The sequence below is a fragment of the Burkholderia thailandensis E264 genome (assembly GCF_000012365.1).
Taxonomy (GTDB): domain Bacteria; phylum Pseudomonadota; class Gammaproteobacteria; order Burkholderiales; family Burkholderiaceae; genus Burkholderia; species Burkholderia thailandensis.
In genome coordinates this window covers 1554571-1577420 of the sequence record NC_007650.1, presented here as the reverse complement: position 1 = coordinate 1577420, position 22850 = coordinate 1554571, and the positions used below count along the sequence as shown (strand labels likewise).

Annotated in this window: 18 protein-coding genes; 8 read left to right on the top strand and 10 right to left on the bottom strand. The window is 71.7% G+C overall.

Going from position 1 to position 22850, the window contains the following annotated elements; all coding sequences use genetic code 11:
* Window positions 1-56: 56 nt before the first annotated feature.
* From BTH_RS33280 to BTH_RS06755, 5 genes are all read left to right on the top strand, one after another.
* Window positions 57-449: a hypothetical protein gene (locus BTH_RS33280; RefSeq protein ID WP_154660029.1), complete on the top strand. Its 393-nt coding sequence runs from the start codon at window positions 57-59 to the stop codon at window positions 447-449.
* Entirely contained in the window at window positions 439-1203 is a 765-nt protein-coding gene (locus BTH_RS06770) for a 2-keto-4-pentenoate hydratase (RefSeq protein ID WP_009897000.1), read from the top strand. Before BTH_RS33280 ends, BTH_RS06770 begins: the two co-directional genes overlap by 11 nt.
* Before the next feature lie 314 nt (window positions 1204-1517).
* Complete coding sequence (locus tag BTH_RS06765) at window positions 1518-2093, top strand: DUF2760 domain-containing protein (RefSeq protein WP_009896998.1); 576 nt, start codon at window positions 1518-1520, stop codon at window positions 2091-2093.
* Window positions 2090-3937 carry an Hsp70 family protein gene (locus tag BTH_RS06760; RefSeq protein WP_009896996.1) on the top strand — a complete coding sequence of 616 codons (1848 nt, stop codon included), beginning with the start codon at window positions 2090-2092 and terminating at the stop codon, window positions 3935-3937. The genes BTH_RS06765 and BTH_RS06760 overlap by 4 nt, the downstream gene beginning before the upstream one ends.
* Window positions 3938-3940: 3 nt before the next feature.
* Window positions 3941-6736 (top strand): Hsp70 family protein, encoded by a 2796-nt coding sequence (locus BTH_RS06755; RefSeq protein ID WP_009896994.1) that lies wholly within the window; start codon window positions 3941-3943, stop codon window positions 6734-6736.
* Window positions 6737-6851: 115 nt separating this feature from the next.
* Here the strand turns inward: BTH_RS06755 and BTH_RS06750 are convergent, their stop codons facing one another.
* From BTH_RS06750 to BTH_RS06725, 6 genes are all read right to left on the bottom strand, one after another.
* On the bottom strand, window positions 6852-7985 hold the full coding sequence (locus tag BTH_RS06750; RefSeq protein ID WP_009896992.1) for a CapA family protein: 1134 nt from the start codon (window positions 7983-7985) through the stop codon (window positions 6852-6854).
* A gap of 108 nt (window positions 7986-8093) precedes the next feature.
* Window positions 8094-8393: a GYD domain-containing protein gene (locus BTH_RS06745; RefSeq protein WP_011401232.1), complete on the bottom strand. Its 300-nt coding sequence runs from the start codon at window positions 8391-8393 to the stop codon at window positions 8094-8096.
* A gap of 131 nt (window positions 8394-8524) precedes the next feature.
* Entirely contained in the window at window positions 8525-9229 is a 705-nt protein-coding gene (locus BTH_RS06740) for a hypothetical protein (protein WP_009896988.1), read from the bottom strand.
* 130 nt (window positions 9230-9359) lie between these two features.
* The gene (locus BTH_RS06735; protein ID WP_009896982.1) at window positions 9360-9620 is read right to left on the bottom strand and encodes a hypothetical protein; all 261 of its coding nucleotides are present in this window, start codon (window positions 9618-9620) and stop codon (window positions 9360-9362) included.
* Between the two features lie 57 nt (window positions 9621-9677).
* Window positions 9678-11111 (bottom strand): RtcB family protein, encoded by a 1434-nt coding sequence (locus BTH_RS06730; RefSeq protein ID WP_009896980.1) that lies wholly within the window; start codon window positions 11109-11111, stop codon window positions 9678-9680.
* A 13-nt stretch (window positions 11112-11124) separates the two neighbouring features.
* On the bottom strand, window positions 11125-11544 hold the full coding sequence (locus BTH_RS06725; protein ID WP_009896978.1) for an archease: 420 nt from the start codon (window positions 11542-11544) through the stop codon (window positions 11125-11127).
* Window positions 11545-11695: 151 nt separating this feature from the next.
* Here BTH_RS06725 and BTH_RS06720 point away from each other — a divergent pair, with 151 nt between their 5' ends.
* Window positions 11696-13066 carry a DUF3326 domain-containing protein gene (locus BTH_RS06720; RefSeq protein ID WP_009896976.1) on the top strand — a complete coding sequence of 457 codons (1371 nt, stop codon included), beginning with the start codon at window positions 11696-11698 and terminating at the stop codon, window positions 13064-13066.
* A gap of 237 nt (window positions 13067-13303) precedes the next feature.
* Complete coding sequence (locus tag BTH_RS06715; protein ID WP_161654357.1) at window positions 13304-15742, top strand: HAD-IC family P-type ATPase; 2439 nt, start codon at window positions 13304-13306, stop codon at window positions 15740-15742.
* A gap of 155 nt (window positions 15743-15897) precedes the next feature.
* Here the strand turns inward: BTH_RS06715 and BTH_RS06710 are convergent, their stop codons facing one another.
* From BTH_RS06710 to BTH_RS06700, 3 genes are read right to left on the bottom strand one after another with little or no spacing between them, the layout of a single operon-like run.
* A complete protein-coding gene (locus BTH_RS06710) occupies window positions 15898-16521 on the bottom strand; it encodes a hypothetical protein (protein WP_009896973.1) in 624 nt (207 codons plus the stop codon).
* A 51-nt stretch (window positions 16522-16572) separates the two neighbouring features.
* Window positions 16573-19086 carry a cation-translocating P-type ATPase gene (locus BTH_RS06705; protein WP_009896971.1) on the bottom strand — a complete coding sequence of 838 codons (2514 nt, stop codon included), beginning with the start codon at window positions 19084-19086 and terminating at the stop codon, window positions 16573-16575.
* Between the two features lie 58 nt (window positions 19087-19144).
* Window positions 19145-19624 carry a carboxypeptidase regulatory-like domain-containing protein gene (locus BTH_RS06700; RefSeq protein WP_009896969.1) on the bottom strand — a complete coding sequence of 160 codons (480 nt, stop codon included), beginning with the start codon at window positions 19622-19624 and terminating at the stop codon, window positions 19145-19147.
* 855 nt (window positions 19625-20479) lie between these two features.
* On the opposite strand from BTH_RS06700, the gene BTH_RS06690 reads away from it, so the two are divergent.
* Window positions 20480-21289: an SAM-dependent methyltransferase gene (locus tag BTH_RS06690; protein WP_009907668.1), complete on the top strand. Its 810-nt coding sequence runs from the start codon at window positions 20480-20482 to the stop codon at window positions 21287-21289.
* A gap of 80 nt (window positions 21290-21369) precedes the next feature.
* On the opposite strand, the gene bcmE is transcribed toward BTH_RS06690, so the two are convergent.
* Entirely contained in the window at window positions 21370-22800 is a 1431-nt protein-coding gene (gene bcmE, locus BTH_RS06685) for a thiamine pyridinylase (RefSeq protein WP_009896963.1), read from the bottom strand.
* Window positions 22801-22850: the final 50 nt, after the last annotated feature.

The window sequence follows — 22850 nt, the reverse complement described above, 5'->3', positions numbered from 1 at the left end:
ATCGCGTCGCAGATGCGGGCTCACGCGCCGCGCATCGTCTCCGGAATGTCGTCGGAATGATCGCCCCTCCCTCGCAGGAAGACGAATCGGCAAGCAAGCGGGCCGCCGGCTGCCGTCGCCTGATGTCTGCCGGCCGCCGCCGTCGTGAAAGCCGGCTCACAGCGCGTCGTGTCGCCTTTCTACCGGAAGCCGTGCTGCCCGACGACCGCGCGGCCATCAGCGGGTTCCTTGGGTTGGGCGGGTCGAGTTGGCGCCGCACGCGGAATTCGCGGCGCGATCGGCCGCAACGTTGCCCGACGCAACTCGGCGCATCGTCTGCTGCGAACCTCGTGGCCGAGGCACGATGCAATCGCGATGAAATGGCTATCATCGCTCCCGTTGCTTCCTTTTCGGCGCGCCGCTCGCGGCGATACTTACATTTTCCAAACAACATGAAACATGACGAATAACCCCGAGCGCGTCGACGCCGCCGCGCGCCACCTGGTTGCGGCCCGCCGCGCCGGCGTCGCCGGCCCGCTTCTGCCCGGCGCGTGCCGGCCCGACGACATCGAGACCGCGCTCGCGATCCAGCGGCGCGTGGCCGAGCGGCTCGGCGAGCCGGTCGGCGGATGGAAATGCGCGCTCCCGCCGCCGGGCCGGGTCGTTGTCGCGCCGATCCTCGCGTCGACGATCCGGGCCGCGGGCGGCCCGTTCCCGGTCGTCGCGGATGCGCGGACCGTCCGGATCGAGCCGGAAATCGCCTTCGTCCTGGATCGCGATCTGCCGCCGCGCGAGCGGCCATACGACGAAAACGACGTGCGCGCCGCGATCCGCGAAGTCCGTCTCGCGCTCGAGGTGCTCGGCTGTCGCTATGCGGAACCGTCGCGCGCCACCGTGCCCGAATTGCTCGCGGACGGTCAATTCAACCAGGGGCTGTGTGTCGGCCCGGTCGTGAGCGACGGCTTGAGCGCGTCGCTCGACACGATCGCGCTCGAATTTCGCGGCGGCGTGAACCGGACGTGCGACGGCAGGCATCCGGACGGGCATCCGCTCAAGCCATTGATCTGGCTCGTGAATTTCCTCGCAGCGCGGGGCGAGCCGGTCCGGGCCGGGCAGATCGTCACCACCGGCTCGTATGCGGGCGCGATCGATGTGCCGCTCGATCTGGCATTGACGGTGCGATTCGGCGAGCTCGGCAGCCTCGCGGCTGAGTGGCGCGCCTGAGCGGCTAGCGCCGCTCCGCGGCTCGGGAGGCCTGGCGTTTGCGTCGTCGCGCACGGTGACGGTCGTCGCGATCGTCCCTGCCCCCGGTGGATGTCCCGTCGCCGCTCGCTTTGAGACTGATATCCGCGAAAAATGACCGCCCGCCCGCACGCCGTGGCCGGCTCGACACCAGATCAAGGCAAAATACGGGTTTTGCGCCCGTCGGGCTCAGATACGAGATGCCGGAGCAGGACGTCCGACGCGCCGCTCGTCGTTCGTCTCGCGTCCGGCAGGAAAGCCCGCCTGAAAGGCGGGGCCAATGGAGCCTTATTCCCATGACCGAATCGAACATTTCATTCGCCGGCAGGCTGTCGCTCGCCTTCGGCCTGTTCTTCTCCGTGCTCGGCGACCGCGAGCTCGCGAACCGCGCCCGCCGCTTGCGCGACGCGGAACCCCCCGCCGCACCGGACGCGGCGCCCGTCGCGCCGCGCCAGCCCGCGGCGGCGAGCGCGCCCGAGGTCATCAAGGAAGCGACGCCTGACGCGGCGCTTCAACTGCTCGGTCTTCTTCAGCGCGACGCACGCCTCATCGATTTCGTCGAAGAGGACATCGCCGGCTACTCCGATGCGGACATCGGCGCGGCCGCGCGCATCGTGCACGACGGCTGCCGCGCGACGCTGCGCGAGCATTTCACGATCCGCCCGGTGCGCGACGAGGCAGAAGGCGCGCGCGTGACGATCGGCGAAGGCTTCGATGCGGCTGCGATCCGCCTGACGGGCAACGTCGTCGGCAAGCCGCCGTTCCACGGCAGCATCGGCCATCGCGGCTGGCGTGTCGACGCCGTCCGGCTGCCGAAGCTGAACCCGGGACACGACGCGTCGATCATCGCTCCGGCCGAGGTGGAGCTATGAGCGAGCCGCGTTATTCGATCGGCATCGATCTCGGCACCACGCACTGCGCGCTGTCGTACGTGGATCTCGCCGCGAGCGACGGCGAGCGGACCCGTCTCGACGTGCTGCCCATCGCGCAGTTGACCGCGCCGGGCGCGATCGAATCGCCGAATCTGCTGCCGTCCTTCCTGTATCTGCCGCATCCGAGCGAGCTCGCGCCGGGCGAGCTCGCGCTGCCGTGGGCGGCCGAGCGCGACTTCGCAGTCGGCGAGCTCGCGCGCAGCCGCGGCGCGGGCACGCCGATCCGCCTCGTGTCGAGCGCGAAGAGCTGGCTGTGCCATCCGGGCGTCGATCGCCGCGCCGGCATCCTGCCGAGCGACGCGCCGCCCGAAGTCGCGCGCGTGTCGCCGCTCGAAAGCTCGGTGCGCTATCTGACCCACTTGCGCGACGCGTGGAATCACGCGCATCCGGATGCGCCGTTCGATCAGCAGGACGTCACCGTGACGATTCCCGCGTCGTTCGATCCGGCCGCGCGCGAGCTGACGGCCGAGGCCGCGCAGGCGGCCGGCTACGCGCGCATGACGCTGCTCGAGGAGCCGCAGGCGGCGCTCTACAGCTGGATCGAGAAAAGCGGCGGCGCGTGGCGCAAGGAAGTCAAGGTCGGCGACATCATCCTCGTCGTCGACGTCGGCGGCGGCACGACGGACCTGTCGCTGATCGCGGTCGTCGAGCGCGACGGCAACCTCGAGCTGCATCGCGTCGCGGTCGGCGAGCACATCCTGCTCGGCGGCGACAACATGGATCTCGCGCTCGCGCACGTCGTCGCGCGCAAGCTCGCCGCGCAGGGCACGCAGGCCGATCCGTGGCAACTGCGCGCGCTCACCTACGCGTGCCGCGGCGCGAAGGAGACGCTGCTCGGCGATCCGTCGGCGCAGGCCGTGCCGCTCGTCGTGCCGAGCCGCGGTTCGAAGCTGATCGGCGGCTCGATTCGCACCGAGCTCACGCGCGCCGAGCTGACGCAGACGATCCTCGAAGGGTTCTTCCCGCAGGTCGACGCGTCGGCGCGGCCCGTGAGCCGCACGCGCGCGGGCCTCACGCAGCTCGGCCTGCCGTACGCGCAGGACGCCGGCGTCACGCGCCATCTCGCGGCGTTTCTCGGCCGGCAGGTCGCGGCGCTCGCGGAGCTCGGCGGGCTGCAGCATGCGCACGACGCATCGGCGAGCTTCCTGCATCCGACCGCGGTGCTGTTCAACGGCGGCGTGTTCAAGTCGCCGCTGCTCGTCGAGCGCCTTCTCGACACGCTCAACGGCTGGCTCGCGGCCGAAGGCGCGGCGCCCGCGCGCCTGCTCGGCGGCGCCGACCTCGATCTCGCGGTGGCGCGCGGCGCGGCCTACTACGGCTACGTGAAGCGCGGCCGCGGCGTGCGCATTCGCGGCGGCACGGCGCGCGCGTACTACATCGCGGTGGAATCGGCGATGCCGGCCGTTCCCGGCCTCGAGCCGCCGATCCAGGCGTTGTGCGTCGCGCCGTTCGGGATGGAGGAAGGCACCGACGCCGCGCTGCCCCCGCAGGAATTCGGCCTCGTGGTCGGCGAGCCCGTCCACTTCCGCTTCTTCGGTTCGTCGGTGCGCCGCCAGGACCAGGTCGGCACGCTGCTCGACTTCTGGTCGCCCGACGAGCTGCAGGAACTCGACGCGATCGAGGCGACGCTGCCGACCGAAGGCCGCACGTCGGGCGAGATCGTGCCGGTGAAGCTGCATGCGCGTGTGACGGAAGCCGGCACGCTCGAGCTCGAAGCCGTGCAAGGCGGCACGAACGAACGCTGGAAGGTGGAGTTCGACGTGCGCGGCGGCGCGAATGCGTAACCGATGAAACGATTCATCGTCGGCATCGATCTCGGGACGAGCAATACCGTCGTGGCGTATGTCGAGGCGGGCGGCGACGCGATCCGCGTGTTCGACGTCGATCAGCTCGTCGCGCCCGGCGAAGTCGGCGCGCGGCCGCTGCTGCCGTCGGCGCGCTATCACCCGGCGCCGGGCGAGTTCGCGCCGGGCGAGCTGCAACTGCCGTGGCGCGATGCCGAAGCGGGCGATGCAGCCGATGCCGGCGACGCGCCGCCCGCGGTGATCGGCACGCTCGCGCGCACGCTCGGCGCGCAGGTGCCGGGCCGGCTCGTGACGAGCGCGAAGAGCTGGCTGTCGCATGCGTCGGTCGATCGTCTCGCGCCGATCCTGCCGTGGGGCGCGGCCGACGCCGGCGGCAAGGTATCGCCCGTCGCCGCGAGCGCGAGCTATCTCGCGCACGTGCGCGCCGCGTGGAACCGGCGCTTTCCGGACGCGCCGCTCGAACAGCAGGACGTCGTGCTGACGGTGCCCGCGTCGTTCGACGACGGCGCGCGCTCGCTCACGCTCGAAGCCGCGCGGCTCGCGAAGCTGCCCGCGCTGCGCCTGCTCGAGGAGCCGCAGGCCGCGTTCTACGACTGGCTGTTCCATCATCGCGACTCGCTGCGCGAGGAACTGGCGCGCACGCGGCTCGTGCTCGTGTGCGACGTCGGCGGCGGCACGACCGATCTCACGCTGATCAAGGTGCACGCCGAGGACGGCGAGCCGCAGTTGACGCGCATCGGCGTCGGCGATCACCTGATGCTCGGCGGGGACAACATGGATCTCGCGCTCGCGCGCGTCGCCGAGGCGAGGCTCGCGCGGGACGGCGGCGCGCGTCTTTCGGCGGCGAGCCTGTCGCAGCTCGTCGAACGGTGCCGTGCGGCGAAGGAGCGTTTGCTCGATGCGAACCCGCCCGATTCGGTGGGTGTCACGCTGCTCGGCGCCGGCGCGCGGCTCGTCGGCGGCGCGCGCAAGACCGAGCTGGGCCGCGCGGAGGTCGAGCAAATCGTCGTCGACGGATTCTTTCCGGCCGGCGGCCCGGACGATCTGCCGCGTCGCTCGCGCGCGGCGCTCGTCGAGTTCGGCCTGCCCTACGCCGCCGATGCGGCCGTCACGCGGCACGTCGCGGCGTTCCTGCACCGGCTCGCCGCGCAATCGCGCGACGCGCTCGGCGCGGCGGGCGCGTCGGATCGGGCGTTGCCGGTGCCCGACACGCTGCTGCTCAACGGCGGCGTGTTTCGCTCGAGGGCGCTCGCCGAGCGCGTCGCGGGCGTGCTCGGCGACTGGCGCGGGCAGCCGCTGCACGTGCTGCGCAACGATCATCCGGACGTCGCGGTCGCGCGCGGCGCGGTCGCGTACGGGCTCGCGCGCGCCGGCCGGGCGCCGAGAATCGGCGGCGGCTCGCCGCGCAGCTATTTTCTCGTCGTCGACGACGGCGCGCACGCGTCGCGCGGCGTTTGCGTGCTGCCGCGCGGCACGGCCGAGGGGCATGACGTGCGTCTCGACGATCGCGTGTTCGCGCTTCGGCTCGGGCATCCGGTGCGTTTCCATCTGGCGTCGACCGTCGCCGACCATGCATGGCGCGCGGGCGAGCTCGCGGATCTCGGCGCGGGCGGTTTCGTCCGGCTGCCGCCCGTCGCGACGGTCGTCCGGCGGCAGGACGCGGGCGGTGCGAGCGAGCGGCTCGTCAAGCTGACGACGTCGCTCACCGAGGTCGGCACGCTCGACATGCGCTGCATCGCGACGGACGACTCGTCGCAGCGCTGGCAGCTCGAATTCCAGTTGCGGCGCGAGCCGGCGGGCGGCGGCGACGCGGCCGATGCGTCGCGCCATCCGTCGCTCGATGAGGCGATCGAGCTGATCGATCGCTCGTTCGGCGCGCGGCTCGCGAACGTCGACCCGAAGGAAGTCCGGCGCCTGCGCGGGCAGCTCGAGCAGTTGCTCGGCGCGCGCGACGCGTGGGACATCGCCCTGCTGCGCGAGCTGTTCGGCGCGCTGTGGGCGCGCGCCGGCCGGCGGCGGCGCTCGGCGGATCACGAGCGCGTGTGGCTGAACCTCGCCGGCTACTGCGTTCGGCCGGGCTTCGGCCATCCGCTCGACGACTGGCGCGTCGCGCAGCTCTGGACGCTGTTCGACGACGGCATCCAGTACGTGAACGACGCTCAGGTGTGGTCCGAATGGTGGACGCTGTGGCGGCGGGCGGCGGGCGGACTCGACGACGACGCGCAGCGCGAGGCGCTCGACGCGATGGCGTGGCTGCAGGAAGCCGCGCGCGCGAAGCGGCCGAAGCTGCCGTTCGACGCCGCGAAGATCGGGGACATGGACATCGTGCGCCTGTCCGCGTCGCTCGAACGTGTTCCCGTCGAGCGCAAGATCGCGCTCGGCGAAGATCTGCTCGCGCGGTTGCGAAGGCCCGCGGAGAATCATCAGTGCTGGTGGGCGATCGGCCGCATCGGCGCGCGGCGGCCGCTGTACGGCAGCGCGCACGGCGTCGTGCCGCCCGACGTCGCGGGACGCTGGCTGGATGCGATCCTCGCCGTCGACTGGAAGAAGGTCGAGCCGGCCGCGTTTGCGGCCGCGCAGATCGCGCGGATGACGGGCGACCGGTCGAGCGACGTGGCGGCCGACGTGCGCGAGCGGGTTGTGCGCCGGCTGGCGGCGATGAATGCGTCGGATGCGTGGGTCCGGATGGTGAGCGAGGTCGTCGCGCTCGACAGCGCGGACACCGGCCGCGCGTTCGGCGAATCGCTGCCGGCCGGATTGAAGCTGGTCGCCGATTGAGCGCAACGGCGCGGCGGGCTTGCGGCCGGCGAGACGCGCGCGGCATGCGCGACGCGCCGGCCCGGCCGCGGCTCGCGGGCCGCGCCGTCGATGATCGCCCGGCGGGCGAGCCGCGTCACCAGTGCAGACGCAGCCCGTCGGCCTCGCATGCCGACACGTGCGTGCCGAAGCGCCGGCTTTCGCGTTCGAGCACCGCGTGCAGCCAGGCCTTGCCGTCGGCGGGCGCGCGTTGCAGCCGCAGATTCCGGATCTGCATCGGCACCGCCGAAAGCTCGACGAGCGCGCCGCTGTCCGCGTCGAGCACCGGAAAGTACATCAGCGCGAGATCCGGCCGGAACGGATGATGGCCGTGAATGCCTTCGTAGTCGTTCAGGCAATCGCCGCAGCCGTACAGGATCAGCCGCTCGCGGTAGATCTCGATGCCTTTGACATGGTGTGATGAATGGCCGTAGATGACGTCGGCCGCGCCGGCGTCGATCAGCCGGTGCGCGAACGCGTGTTCGTCGTCGCCGATCTCGAACCCCCAGTTGCCGCCCCAATGGAGCGAAACGACGACGAGATCGCCTTCGCGTCGCTGCGCGGCGATCCGCTCGCCGGTCCGTGTCGCCTGCTCCGGCGACAGATTCTCCAGATAGTTGATGCCGCTGCGTCGCGCCGTCGCCGCCCACGACGGCGGCACGCCGCTCGTTTCGCTCGCATACGCGTAGACGCGAACGCGGCGCCCGTGCGCGAGCTGCAGCGTGGCGGGCTCGGCCGCGCGCGCGTCGTCGTCGCCCGCGCCGGCGGTCCGGATGCCGGCCCGGTGCAGCGTGGCGAGCGTCTCGGCGAGACCCGCGCGCCCCCAGTCGAGCGAATGGTTGTTCGCGAGCACGCAGCAGTCGATCCGCGCGCTCGACACGCAACCGACGTTGCGCGGGTGCATCCGGTACAGGACTGGCTTGTCCGGCCAGCGGTCGCCGCTCGTCGTGATCGCGGTCTCCAGATTGACGATCCGCACGTGCGGCTGCACGCGGTCGAGTTCCGCGAGCGCGTCGCCCCACGGATACGCGCAGTCGACGCGCGCGGGCAGCGCGCCGTTCGCGCGCTCGGCGAGACGCACGTAGTCGCGCGCGGAACGGCAATAGCGCTCGTACAGCCGGGGATCGCCCGGATGCGGCAGGATCTGGTCGATTCCGCGGCCCGTCATCACGTCGCCGCAGAGGAACAGGCGCACGCGGGCGTCGCGCGGCGCATCATCGGTTTCGTTCATCGCATCGACGCGCGCGCCGGCCGCGCGCGCGCTCCTTCAGACAAACAGCCCGTTGCGGGTTGCCCGGCGGCGCGTGCCGCGTAGCGCGCATGCGTCGCACGGTTCGCTTCAGCCGATCGAATCGATGATTGCCTTGAACGCGCGCCACTCGGTTGCGGCCCACACTTCGGCGTGCGAGCGCCCGAGCGTGCGCAGGATCGCCGACACCTTGAACGCGGTCTCGATGTCGGGCGCGGAAAATATGTCGAGATAATCGTACGGCCCGAGAATCGCGTAACAGTGCCGCCATTCGACGCCCGGGCACGCTTGTTCGATTTCCTTGACCGTGCGTTTCTCGAGCGTTTCCAGACTCGACGGCGATCGAAGTCCTTCCGGGGACAAGCGCGTCAACAAAATGAAGTCCGGCATGGTCGCCTCCTTGTGCGTGGATCGGCGTCCTTCAAGCATTGCGCATCGGACCGCGCGCCCGTTGATCACGATCAAGGTCCTCACGCATGCGCGCGACGCGGGCCGCCGCGCGACAAGGCGCTTGCCGCCGATCACGGCCTGGCGGGCGCGAGCAGGCCGAGGTCGCGCAACTCGCGATACGACAGCGCGCGCTTGCGCGCGCCGTACACGCCGCGGCGGCCGTAAAGGTGCTCGAGGTCGAAACGCTCCGACGCATCGACGACGCGCCCGAGCACCACATCGAACACGGCGGCGTGCTCGCGCGCCGCGCGCGTGCCGGTATCGGCGGCTTCACGGCGAGAGAACGGCAGTGCGTCGAGCTCGACCAGATACCACGTCGGCCCGATCTTGTGGGCCTGCGCATGCGCGGACACGGGCCGCATCCGTGCGCGCCGTTCCTCCGCGCGCCGCGCGTCGCGCGCCTTTTCTTGCTGGATGCGCGACGCGAGCGCGGCGTTGCGCATCAGCGTGCCGAGCTCGGGATGGACGTAGAACGCGCAGTCCGCATCGTCGAGCGCGACGACGCCATGCGCGGCGTGGATGCGCACGTGCCCGTGCTTCGACGACGTGTGCGTTGCCACGAGGCTTGCCGGGAGGTCCGTGAGCTCAGGGAAGCGCTGCGCGAGCTCCGCGCGCACCAACGCCCATGCGGCGCCGACGCGCGCCGACAGGAACGCGCGCAGCGCCCGCTGACGCGGCGGCCTGCCGGGCGTGTGCGCATGGGCGGCGGCCGGCCTGGCCTGGCTGGCCGGCTGCCCGGCGCGCGCCTCCCGGAAATTGCGGTTCGCGTTGACCATGACGATTCGCCTGTCGTTACCGACGATGAATGACGGCTTCGGGCGCGCGAGCGCGTGTCGCGCGGCGCGAACGCCGCGCGTCGCGGCGACCCGCCCTCGGCGCTGCCCCCGCGCCTCCCCGCGAGCGAGGTCACTGGCGCCGGTCGTTGTCGTCCCCCTCCTCGCTCTCCAGTATCTCGAACACGCGCGCGGCCCGCCCGTGCGGCTCGCGATCGAGCCGGAACAGCAGGCGCTCGTCGGATCGCAGCCACGTGTATGCGTCGAGCACTTCGGCGCTCGTCGGCGCGATTTCGAGTATTTTCGCGATGACGTCGTCCTCGACCGGTCCGATGATGTCGCGGATCTCGGTCGCGGTGGCGGGGTGCGATGCGGAATTGAGCTTGTTGGCCATGGTTTTTCTCCCGTTCCGGTTGAGATCGATTGCTTCGCTGCGTACCGGCGCGATGCGTCAACCCTTGATGCAGACAAGCGGCGCGAGCCGCGCGACCTTGCGCGCGAGCCCGGCCTCGGCCGCGGCGTCGACGACCGCGCCGACGTCCTTGTAAGCGCCCGGCGCCTCTTCGGCGATGCCGCGGTCCGACAGGCTGCGGATCACGATGCCGCGGGCCGCGAGCTCGTCGACGAGCGCCCGGCCGCGCCAGCGCCGGGAGGCCGCGAAGCGGCTCATCGCGCGGCCCGCGCCGTGGCACGCCGAGCCGAAGGCGCGCTCGCCGCCCGGGGCGTTCGCCCCCGCCAGGACGTACGACGCCGTTCCCATGCTACCGCCGACCAGCACCGGCTGGCCCGCGTCGCGCAGCGCATCGGGCAGCGCCGGATGTCCAGGCCCGAACGCGCGCGTGGCGCCCTTGCGGTGCACGTAGAGCTGCCTGCGGCGGCCGTCGATCACGTGATCCTCGACCTTGCACGTGTTGTGCGACACGTCGTAAAACAGGGTCAGCTGCGCGGCCGGCAATACCTTCGCGAAGACTTCGCGGGTCAGATGCGTGAGGACCTGCCGGTTCGCGAGCGCGCAGTTGATCGCCGCGCGCATCGCGCCCAGGTAGCGCTCGCCGAGGTCCGACAGAATGGGCGCGCACGCGAGCTCGCGATCGGGCAGCGCGATCCCGTAGCTTTTTGCGGCGATCACCATGGCCTTCAGAAACTCGGTGCCGATCTGATGGCCCAGCCCGCGCGAGCCGCAGTGGATCGTCACGACGACCTGCCCGCGCTGCAGCCCGTAGCGTTGCGCGCATGCGGGATCGTAGATGTCCTCGATCTCCTGCACTTCGAGATAGTGATTGCCGGAGCCGAGCGTGCCCAGCTCGTCGCGCTGGCGCCGTTTCGCGAGCGCCGACACCATCGACGGCTTCGCATGCCGCACCATCCCGCCCTCTTCGATGCGCTCGAGATCGCTCGGCGTTCCGTAACCCTGCTCGACGGCCCACACGGCGCCGCCCGTGAGCATGTCGTCCGTTTTCGCGGCCGACAGCCGAAGCCGCCCGGTGCTGCCGATGCCGGCCGGAATGTGCGCGAACAGCGCGTCGGCGAGCGTTTTCTTCACCGCGTCGATGTCGTCCCGCACGAGTCCCGTGTGCAGCGTGCGCACGCCGCACGAGATGTCGAAGCCGACGCCGCCCGCCGAGATCACGCCGCCCGCGTGCGCGTCGAACGCCGCGACGCCGCCGATCGGAAAACCGTATCCCCAGTGCGCGTCCGGCATCGCGTACGACGCGCCGACGATGCCCGGTAGCATTGCGACGTTGCAAACCTGCTCGTAGACCTTGTCGTCCATGTCGGCGATCAGCTTGCGGTCCGCATAAATGACGCCCGGCACGCGCATCGCGCCCGTCGCGGGGATGTGCCACTCGAATTCGCCGTGCCGCGTCAGTCGGGTCAAATCCATCGGCAAGCTCCGTTCATACGTCGACGACGCACTCGGCGGCCCACGCGCCGTCGCCGCGGCGGCCCACGTGGAGCGCCGTGTAGGTCGCGCCCTTCGGCTCGACGGCCGGCCGGTGCCGCGCGGCGTCGATCCGCTCGCCCGCGATGCGCGCGCGCAGGCCGTTTTCGGCGAGCGTCACTTCGAAGCGGCTGAACAGCATCTTGCGCACCGCCATTTCGTAGACGATGGCGTTGAGCCAGTCGACGAGCAGCAGTTCGCGGTCCGCCTCCGCGCACGCGATCTCGACGTCGCGCAGCGCCCGGACCGACGCCGGATTCGCGACGATCGCCGTCAGCGCGAGCGCGGCCTGTTCGTAAGCCTGCGCGAGCGTCTCGCCGACGCCGCGCACGCCGATGTCCGCGCCATGCCGGAAGTGTTCCCAGAATGCGGTCATTTGCGTCGCTCCGCGCGTGCCCTGCCGCCCAATCGCATGCGAGACAAGCCTAGGCGTCGCGTCCGGGCGGGCCTTGACTTGCGTCAATCGCCGCGCCGGGGCCTCGCTCAAAATCGAGGCGCGGCGGCGGAGCGTCGAGTGGGAGGCCATCATGCAGGTGCGAGAGCTGAGTATCGAGATCCCCGTGCCGGCCGCGTCCGAGCGGCCGCTTTCGCACGTCGAGCGCGCGGTGATGCGGCAGGTGGGCGCGTCGTCGCTGCCGGTCCGGTTCGTCGTCGCGTCGAGCGACGCGACGACGTGGCGGTGCGAAGTCGGCGTGATCGAAGACGCGCCCGCGGGCGTCGCGACGAATTCGGCGTTCGGATTCGTCGAGCGCGAGATCGGCGAAACGGACGCATTCAACGTCGCAATGATCGTGCCCACCGGCATCGGCTGCGCGATCGGCGGGCATGCCGGCGACGCGGCGCCGGCCGTCGCGCTGCTCGCATCGGTCTGCGACACGCTGCTCACCCATCCGAATGCGGTCAACGCATCCGATCTGAACGAGATGCCCGGGAATGCGCTGTACCTCGAGGGCAGCACGCTGACGCGCCTGCTGATGGGCACGATCGGCTTGCGGCGCGTGCGCGCGAATCGCGTGCTCGCGATCGTCGAGGCGCACGACGACGCACCGATCCTCCATGCGGCGATCAACTCGGTGGCGGCCGCCGGCGCGACGTGCGGCATCCAGTGCCCCGGCGTCGTGCTGACCGATCCCGACGTGCAGGTGGCGTCGCATTTCATGCCGTCCGGGCGGGCGACGGGCACGGTCAGGCATCTCGACCGGCTGCTCGATGCGATCGCCGCGCGGCGCGGCGAGTTCGACGCGATCGCGCTGTCGAGCCGCGTCGCGGTGGAGGCCGAGCGGCGCATCGCGTATTTCCGCAGCCACGGCGAGCTCGTGAATCCGTGGGGCGGCGCCGAGGCGCTGCTCACGCACGCGCTGTCGCTGCTCCTGAACGTGCCGGCCGCGCATGCGCCGATGTCCGACTCGGCGGCGGTCGCGCACGAGGACATCGGCATCGTCGATCCGCGGATGGCCGCCGAAGCGATTTCCACCGGCTTCTTCATGTGCGTGCTGAAAGGCCTGAAGCAGAGCCCGCGGATCGTCGCGAGCGCTGCCGCAATGCGTGCGAGCGGCACGCTCACGGCCGCCGACGTGTCGTGCGTGATCACGCCGGACGGCTGTATCGGGCTGCCGGTGCTCGCGGCGCTCGAGCAGCGGATGCCGGTCATCGCGGTGCGCGGCAACGCGAACGTCATGCGCAACCGGCTCGCGGATCTGCCGTGGGCGCCGGGGCAACTGCACGAGGTCGACAATTATCTGGAGGCGGCGGGGCTCGTCGCCGCGCTGAGGCGCGGCATCTGGCCGGGCGCGCTGCGGCGTCCGATCGCCGGTGTCGCCGTGCAGCCGTTCGTGCGGGCGGCCCAGGCGAAGGCGCGCGAGCGGCGGGCCGAGCCCGCGTATCTGCCCGAGCTGTAGCGCGGCGATGACGGCTCCGCGAAACATCGACGTCACTCGCTCGCCGGCGCCCGGGCGCGGCGGATGCCGGCCCTCGGCCCGCCGAGTGGCCGATCAGGCGCGGCCGCCGTGCCGGAGCGCGGGCGCCGGCGTCGAACCCGATACCCGCGTCGAACTCGCGCGCCGCTCGCCCCGCGCGCGTGCACTCGCGCGACGCCCTGCCGCGCCCCGCCGCGGCCCGACCGTGGCCGCGCCGCGATGATGGACGCGGGCGACCTGCAAGGCCTGACGAGCGCGCAAGCCGCGCAGCGCCTTGCGCAATCGGGCCCGAACGAAGTGGCCGAGACGCGCGTGCCGCTTGCGCGGCGCATCGCCGCGCGTTTCTGGGCGCCGATCCCGTGGATGCTCGAAGCGGCGATCGTGTTGCAGCTCGTCGTCGGCGAGCGGCTCGAGGCGGCGATCATCGGCGCGCTGCTGATCTTCAACGTCGCGCTCAGCCTGTTTCAGGAAACGCGCGCGGCCGGCGTGCTGGACGCGCTGAAGGCTCGGCTCGCGCCCGTGGCGACGGTCAAGCGCGACGGGCGATGGACACGCGTTCCGGCGGCGTCGCTCGTGCCCGGCGACGCCGTGAGGCTGGCGCTCGGCGTGATCGTGCCCGCCGACGTGCGGATCGCCTCCGGCGCGGTGCTGCTCGACCAGTCGATGCTGACGGGCGAATCCGCTCCCGTCGACGCGGGCGCGGGCGCGGCGGCTTACGCGGGCGCGCTCGTGCGCCAGGGCGCCGCGATAGCCGAAGTGACGGCGACGGGCGCGCGCACCTACTTCGGCCGCACGGCCGAACTGGTCCGCACGGCGGCGGGCGACAGCAGCGAGCAGCGCGCGATCGTCGCGGCCGTGCGCAATCTCGCGATCGTGAATGCGGCGATCGTCGCCGCGCTCGTGCTGTACGCGCACGCGGCCGGCATGGCGCTGCCGCATCTCGTCGCGCTCGTGCTGACGGCGGTGCTCGTGTCGATTCCGGTCGCGCTGCCGGCAACCTTCACGCTCGCGGCCGCGCTCGGCGCGCAGCGTCTCGCGCGCGGCGGCGTCCTGCTCACGCGTCTGTCCGCGCTGCACGACGCCGCGGCCGTCGACGTGCTGTGCGTCGACAAGACCGGCACGCTGACCGAGAACGCAATGCGGGTGGACGCGGTGCGCGCGGCGTCGCCGGACGCGGGCGAAGACGACGTGCTTGCCTGCGCGGCGCTCGCGAGCGCGGAAGGCTCGCCGGACGCCGTCGATACGGCGATTCGCGACGCGGCGCTCAGGCGCGCGAGCGCGGCGCACTGTTCGCGGCCGCTCGCGGACGCGCGCGTCGTGCGATTCACGCCGTTCGATCCGACGCGCAGGATCGCCGACGCGTACGTCGATGTCGGCGGCGCACGGATGCTGCGCGTGCTCAAGGGCGCGCCCGCGGCGGTTGCCGCGGCGGCGGGGGTACCCGTCGACACGGCCGCGATCGATGCGCTCGCGCGAAACGGGCTGCGCGTGCTTGCCGTCGCCGCCGGGCAAGACGGCGGCCCCGTTTCGCTCGTCGGCTATGTCGGCCTTGGCGATCCGCCGCGCGCCGATTCCGCGCCGCTCGTCTCGAAGCTGCGCGCGATGGGCGTGCGCGCGGTGATGATCACGGGCGACACGGCGGCGACGGCCGCCGTCGTCGCGCGCGCGGTCGGGCTCGGCGCGCGCGCGGTCGGGCTCGGCGCGCGCGTCGCGTCGCGCACGGATGCGAGCCGGCCGCCGCGCCCGTCCGAGGATGTCGACGTCTACGCGCAGGTGCTGCCCGAAGACAAGTTCCATCTGGTGAAGGCGTTCCAGGGCGACGGGCACGTCGTCGCGATGTGCGGCGACGGCGTCAACGACGCGCCCGCGCTGCGGCAGGCGCAGGCGGGCATCGCGGTGTCGAGCGCGACCGACGTCGCGAAAAAGGCCGCGGCGATCGTGCTGACCAAGCCCGGCCTCGACGGCATCGTCGCGGCGATCGTCGAGGGCCGCCTCGCGTTCGAGCGACTGACGACATACGCGCTCAACGCGCTTGCGAAGAAAATCCATCTCGTGCTGTTTCTCGCGGCAGGCGTCGTCATGACGGGGCACGCGCTCCTGACGCCGATGCTGATGGCGCTGCTGCTCGTCACGGGCGACTTCATCACGATGGCGCTGACGACCGACCGCGTGAGCCCGTCGGCCATGCCGGACGCATGGAGAATGCGGCGAATCACGTTGATCGCCGTCGCGATCGGCCTGTGCCAGTGCGCGTTCGGCATCGCCGTGATCGCGGTCGCCTATTTTCGTTATGCGCTGCCGATCGACGCGCTGCGCAGCCTCGCGTTCGCCACGCTCGTGTTCGACAGCCAGGCAGTCGTCTACGTGATCCGCAACCGCCGGCGCGGGCGGCCGACGCGGCCGGGGGCGCTGCTCGTCGGCTCGTCGCTCGCCGACGTCGCGCTCGCCGTCGCGCTGACGACGAGCGGCGCGCTGATGACGCCGCTCGCGTTTCCGATCGTCGCGGCGGCGTTCGTCGCGACGATCGGCTTTGCAATCGCGCTCGCGCTGCTGAAGGCGGCCGCGCTCGGATGGATGGCGCGCGCGGCGTCTCGCGCGGCCCGAAAGCGCGAGACGACCGACGCGCCGGCGCAACGCGGCGCGCGCCGCCCGTCCTGACGCCGCTGCGGATGCGGCGCGCGCCGGCGATTCGCACGGCCCGGCGCATCCTTTTCGCGCGGCAACGCGCCGGCGCGCGACGCGCTCGCCTCGGCCGCCGCGGGCGCGCGGTGGCCCGCGAAGCCGTCGATCGCTCGCGCGCCGCCCCGCGGCCGTCAGGCGTTTGCCCCGCCGCCGTCCTTTCCTGCGCGTCGAAAGCGCAGCTTGCGCTCGCGCTGCAGATACGCCCAGTCGATCTTCGCGAATACATAGACGAGCGCGAGAAACGCGAGCTGCGACACCGCGAAATAGAGGCCGAGATACGCGCCGCCGAGATTCGATTCCGGCTCGACGTAATCGTGCGTGAACTGACCGAGCCACGCCCACAGCGCGTAGCTCGCCAGCCGCCCGAAGAAGAACGGCACGCCGATCAGCGGCAGCGGCAGCCCGGTCAGCCCGTAGGCGATGAACAGATAGTTCGACGGCAGCGGACTGAACGCATACGCAAGCAGCACCCAGGCGGTCGCGCGCCGGCGCTGCTCGATCCACGCCCTCGCGACGTCGACGTTGCGGCGGTCCGCTTCGCCCATCAGGCGCCCTCGCACGAGCGCGCGCGACGCCTTGGCGAGCATCAGCCGGCCGCTCGTCGCCGCGCCCGCCGCGACGAGCGCCATCAGCAGCGGATCGTCTTCGGGCCGGCTGAAGCCGAGCCACGACATCGCCATCCACGTCGGCGGCGCGAACGCCGGCACGAGGTTCAGCAGCAGGATCGTGGCGAACAATGCGGCGAGAGTCGACATCGGCGTGATTCCTCGAATCGGCGGCGCGGCTGCGCGGCTCGGGCGCCGCGCTCAGCGCGCGAGCAGCGGGACGAGCCCGAACAGCGCCGCGAGCGGCGGGACCGCGAGCAGCGCCAGCAGCCCGCACGCGGCGCACGCGGGCACGATCCACAGATACCGGTTGCCCGCGAACGGCCTGCTTGCGCGCTCGCCGCCCGCGAGCGAACGGACGACGAAGATCAGCGCGACGTTGACCGCGACGAGCGCGACGAACGCCACGGTGCGCGCGAATGCCGGGTCGCCACCGCGCGCGAGCAGCAGCGCGTACAGGCCGATCACGCCGGCCGCCGCGAGCGCGCCCGCCGCCGCGCCCCGCGCGATGAGCGGCGACGTCCACGGCCGCACGTGCGGCGGCCTCGGCGGCACGCGCATCGCGTCGATGCGCGCGGGCTCGTTCTCGAACACGAGCGAGCACACCGGATCGATCACGAGCTGCAGCGACACGATGTGCAGCGGCGCGAGCATCGCGGGCCAGCCGGCGAGCGCGGGCACCATCACCGCGGCGATCATCGGCAGATGGACGGAGACCGTATAGCCGAGCGCCTGCATCAGGTTCGCGTAGATGCGCCGGCCCTGGCGGATCGCCGACACGATCGGCGTGAAATCGTCGCGCAGCAGCACGAGCGCGGCGACCTCGCGCGCGACCTCGGCGCCGTGCAGCCCCATCGCGATGCCGACGTGCGCGGCCTTCAGCGCGGGCGCGTCGTTCACGCCGTCGCCCGTCATCGCGACGACGTGCCCGCCGCGTTCGAGCGCGGTGACGAGGCGCAGCTTCTGGTCCGGCCGCACGCGCGCGAACACGTCGGCGCGCTCGGCCGCTTCGCCGAGCGCCGCGTCGCTCATCGCCGCGATTTCGTCGCCCGTGACGACCGCATGCGCGGCGACGCCGACCTCGCCCGCGACCGCGCGCGCGGTCGACGGATAGTCGCCCGTGATCATCACGACGCGGATGCCGGCCGCGCGGCACGTGGCGATCGCGTCGGCCACCTCGGCGCGCACCGGGTCGATCAGGCCGACCAGCCCGACGAACCGGAAATCGAAGTCGTGCTGCCGCGCGGGCCATTCGCCTCGCGCGTGCGCGGCCCGCGCGACGCCGAGCACGCGCAGCCCGCGCGCGGCCATGCGCTCGGCTTCGTCGAACAGCGCGCGCGCCGTCGCGCCGTCGAGATGGCACAGCGAGATGATCGCCTCGGGCGCGCCCTTGCACGCGACCGGGCAATGATCGAGCCGCGGCGCGCGCCACACGTGCGACATCGCCGGCAGCTCGGGGGTCAGCGCATATTCCTGGACGAGCGACCAGTCGTCGTGCAGATGCTCGGTGCCGGCGAGGCATCGGCGGCCCGCATGCCGGAACGCGCGCTCCATCGGATCGACGGGCTCGATCTCGCTGGCGAGCACCAGATATTCGAGCAGCTCGTGGAACGACTCGTCGATGTCGAGCGCGTCGTCGCCGAGCGTCCAGCGCCGGCCGTTCGCGAACAGCGCGCGCACCGTCATCCGGTTCTGCGTGAGCGTGCCCGTCTTGTCGACGCACAGCACCGACGTCTGCCCGAGCGCCTCGATCGCGCTCATGCGGCGCGTGAGCATGCCCTCGTCGGCGATGCGGCGCGCGCCGAGCGCCATGAACACGGTCATCACGACGGGAATTTCCTCGGGAAAGATGCCCATCGCGAGCGTGATCCCCGCGAGCACGCCCGGCAGCCATTCGCCCGAGCGCCAGCGGTAGACGGCGACGAGCGCCGCGCACAGCGCGAGCGCGACGAGCGCGATTCGGTTCGCGAGCGCGCGCGCGTCGCGCTGCAGCGGCGACGGCGCGCCCGCGATGCTCGTGAGCGACTTGCCGATGCGGCCGAGCGCGGTGCGCGCCCCGGTGTCAGTGACGATCATCCGCCCCTGCCCGCGCACGACCATCGAGCCGAAATAGACGCGGCACGCGGCTTCGTCGGGCGTCGGCGCGTCGGGCCGCTCGGCTGCCTTGTCGAGCGGCACCGATTCGCCCGTCAGCAGCGATTCGTCGACGCTCAGCTCGTGCGCGTCGACGAGCCAGCCGTCGGCCGGCACGCGCGCGCCTTCGGCGATCCACAGCAGATCGCCCGGCACCAGCTCGGTGGCCGAGACGAGCCGGCGTTCGCCGTCGCGCATCACGTCGGCGCGCGGCGCGGACAGCGCGCGCAGCGCGGCGAGCACGCCCGCGGTGCGCTGGCTCTGCACGATCGTGAGCGCGGCGATCGCGGCGACGAACGCGAGCAGCGTCAGCGCGTCCGGCAATTCGCCGAGCGCCAGATAGACGGCGCCCGCGCCGAGCAGCAGGAGCAGCATCGGCTCGCGCAGCACGTCGAGCGACGTGCGCCACGCGCCGCGGCCGGCGCCCGTGTCGATCGCGTTCGGGCCAAAGCGCCGGCGCAACTCCGCCGCCTGCGCGCTCGACAGGCCGCTCGCGGGCGTGCGCCGCCACGCGTCGGCGGCGGGCGCCGTCGCGTCCGGCGCGCCGTCCGGCCGATCCGGCGCGGCCGACCGGGCGCTCACGGGACGATCGCGGCGCGTCCGCCTGGCCGCTCGCGCGGCGCGATCGAACGCGCGACGCTCAACGTTGACGGGGACATGGACCGGGATCGCAGATCTGCATCGCGCCGCGCCGATCGGGCTCGGTCCAGCGGAAATCGACCTGGACGCCGCCGCGTGCGGGCACGCGCACGTTTCGCCGCTGCTCGGCGCCGCCGTAGCGGGCATCGATCCGGTACTGCCCCGCCGGCAGCCGCGCATACAGGAACGGGCCCTTGGTGTGAACGATCAGCACAGGCTGCGCCGCCGCCGAACGAATCGTCACGTCGACGTCGGACAGATATTCGCCGCTGCGCGACGCGAACATCATGCGCAGGTTGTACTTCGGCGCGGCCGCGCGGATGGCGTCGACCTCGTCCTGGCCGATGCCGCCCGTCACGTAGGCGACGCCGTTTTGCGTGGCGGGTTCGAGCGTCGCGCTCACGGCGGCCGTCGAGCCGAGCGCGGCAACGGCGACGACGGCGGCTACGGCGCGCGCCCATCGATGAACAGTGTTTCGCATGGCGATTTCTCCGTTCGGACCGCGAAAACGTGCGCGCCACGCTGGCGCGCACTGTTTCGCTTGTCTAAAGGGTGCGGGCCATCGGTGATGGCCGGCTTGATGCAGGTCAAGCGCTCCGGGGACGGGATGCGCGCGGCTTGACGCGCATTCGGGGCGATGGGCGACGGACGAATGGGCCGCCGCCGTCGCCAGGACTGCGCGAATCGTGGTTCGCAGTCCGCCGCGCGCGCATCGAACCCGGTGCGGCGCTCGATGCGCGCGCGTATCGAGCGAATCGGAGCGAATCGTCGAGCGGTGTCGGCCACGACTGCGGGCGATGACTGCGGGCGATGACGTCGCGCGGGTTCCGGCGCTTGGCCGCAGTCGTCCGGACATCGGTCGACCTCCGAAGCTTCGCGCTTTCCGCATGCGCATGCGCGTGCTATCAAGGCGAGATTCATCGCGATTCGTCGCGTATCGTCGCGATTCGCGCTGGCTTCGACGCGCGCTTCGCATCGATTCCGCACGGTATCGCGAACGCGTCGCCGCGTCGGCAGCATGATGCGTTGCCGGACGTCGAACGATGCCGCCTGTCGTTACACGGAATATCGTCGATGCGGCGCGCGTACGCGTCTTGTCTCGGTCGCGCAATGCGCGAGCGTCTCGAATGGGCTTGCCGTCGACGCGGGCATGCGGCGCGGCGCGTTCGTGCCTCGCGTCCGATGCGGGCCGCCGCGCGTTGCCCGCCGGCACGTTCGCACGTTCGCGAGCAGGCGCGCGCGATCGGCTGCACACGAACGGCGCGCGCGCCGCGCGGCCGACGCATTTGCGCCGCCGCCGCCGAATCCGCAACCATGAGAGGAGATCGAACGAACCATGTCCAAATACACGTTGGGGCACTCGCCGATAGAACTTCGCCGGCTGGATTTCCAGTCGGAGATGCTGAAGCCCGTCACGCGGCGCCTGCTCGAGAACGCGCGACTTCGACCCTCGATGCGCGTGCTCGACATCGGCTGCGGGACGGGCGGCGTCGGCATGCTCGCGGCCGAGATGGTCGGCCCGGGCGGCAGCGTCGTCGCGATCGACCCGAGCGACGCCGCGATCGAAGCGGCAAGCGCCAACGCCGAGCGCGCGCGACTGCACAACATCCGCTTTCGCGCGTGCGGCCTCGATCAGGTCGAAGGCGCGCACGGCTTCGACGTCGTCGTCTCCCGCTACGTGCTGATGCATCAGTTGCACGCGGCCGAGTTCGTCCGCCACGCGGCGCGCTTCGTGAGGCCCGGCGGATATCTCGCGCTGCACGAGCCCGATTTCGTGCGCAAGCCGATGTCGACGCCGCCCCTGCCGCTCTGGGATTCGGTGACGGCGGAGATTCTCGAGCGCTGCAAGCGGTCGTTCCCGTCGTTCGACGTCGCGCACCGGATGGTGAAGCTGTTCGCGGCCGCGGGGCTGCCGCTGCCGAGGATGTCGTACGAGGTGCCGGTCGACGGCGGGACGGCCACGAAGCTCAGTTCATGGCTCGCGGAAATGCTGCGGGCGCTGTCGGCCGATCCCGATTCGACGGTGCTCGGCATCGGCAAGCCGCTCGAGTTCGGGCGGCTGAGCGGCGATCTGCAGTGTGAGATTCATGAGTCGCGCGCACAGGTCGAGTTCTTCGGCCAGATGTGCGCATGCGTGCAGCTCTAGCAGGCGATCCGGACGCGCCCGCCGGCGCCGGGCGCATCGGGCGCCTGGCCTGCCGCGTCGGCCCGGCCGGGCGCCGTCCGTCACGGCTTCTCGCGCTCGGCAGGCGCGGCGCGGGTGGCGAGCGCGCGCGGCGGTTTCGCGGCGGCTGAAATCGGGCACGCGTTGCAGCCGCACGCGGACTGCCCGGCGGGCGCCGCCGGCGACTGGTTGGCCCATTGGCCGTTCCAGCCGCCCTGCGCCGCGCAGACGGTCGGACACACGGCCTGCGCGCCGCGATAGTCGGCGATCGGCAAGGCAGTGTCGATGTCGCAGCCGCACGGATAATCGGCGCGCGCGCGCTGCGCGATCGGCCCGCTCATCGACGCGAGCCAGTTGCGCGACTGCGCGTCGATCTTGAACATCACCGGCTCGCGCGCGTCGAGCAGCGCGACCATCTTCCGATAGAGCGGATAGCGCTGCGCGAGCGTCTGCAGCACGCTGCGCCGTGCGGAGAACAGATACTGCGGCACGCCGCTGCCGTCCGGCCCGACGCTTTGCACCATCGTCGACGACGCGGCGATCACGTTCGCGAGCTGTACCGCGAGCGCGCGCGTGCCGCGCGCGTTCGTCGTCGTGTTCACGCCGATCACGTCCGCGTAGAAGAGCGGCGGCTGCGGCTCGTCCGACAGCGGCAGGAACTTGAAGTCGAGATTGCGCCGCGCCGCTTCGCTCATCGCCGACATCGATTCCGAATAGCCGATCACCGCGCGCCCGTCGCCGTCGCTGAACCAGGCGGAGCGATCGTATTGGCCGGGCAGTTCGGCCGTCGCGTTCGGCCAGCTCGACATCGCCATCAGCGCGCGCAGGCTGCCGAGCGCGCCGCCGTTCAGGTCGTTCGCGCTCCACGGCAGCGGCAGCGGGTACGCGCCCGTGCGGCTGTGCTCGGCGTCCAGGTAGAGCGCGGCGTTCGTCGTCCGGCCGGACATGTCGACCATCAGCCCGCGCTTGTCCGGCGCAATCTCGCTCGTGAACGTGCATTGCCCGAGCGCGCTGCGCACCTGCGTGAGCGTCGTCGCGGCCGCGAGCGCCGCGTCGTCCTTCCGGTAGAACAGCACGTTCGCGCAGCCGAGTTGCGGGATGCTGTAGTACAGGTCGCCCGACTTCACGCCCCGGATCGCGTACGGCAGGAAATCGTCGATGTTGCGGATCTCGCTCGCCGTGAGCGGTTCAAGCCAGTTCTGGCTGCGGAAGTAGTCGAAGAAGATCGCGTCGTAGACGTAGACGTCGGCGTTCGCCGGCGGATCGTTCTTGTAGCCGCCGTCCCACGCATCCGCGGACAGAAAGCGCAGCGCGACGGCCGGCTGCACCTTCTTCCATTCGCTCTCGATCGCGCGCCTGAACTGGTCGACGCGCGGCACCCACGGATACAGCGCGACCGTCAGTTGCTGCACGGCGGCCGCGTCGCCCGCATGCGACGGCGCGGCGAACAGAAAACCCAGAAGGATCGTGAGGCAGCACAGGAGGCGACGCATGATGGTTCCTTGTCGAATGACGCGTGGGGATCGGCGCGCCTGCCGATGCG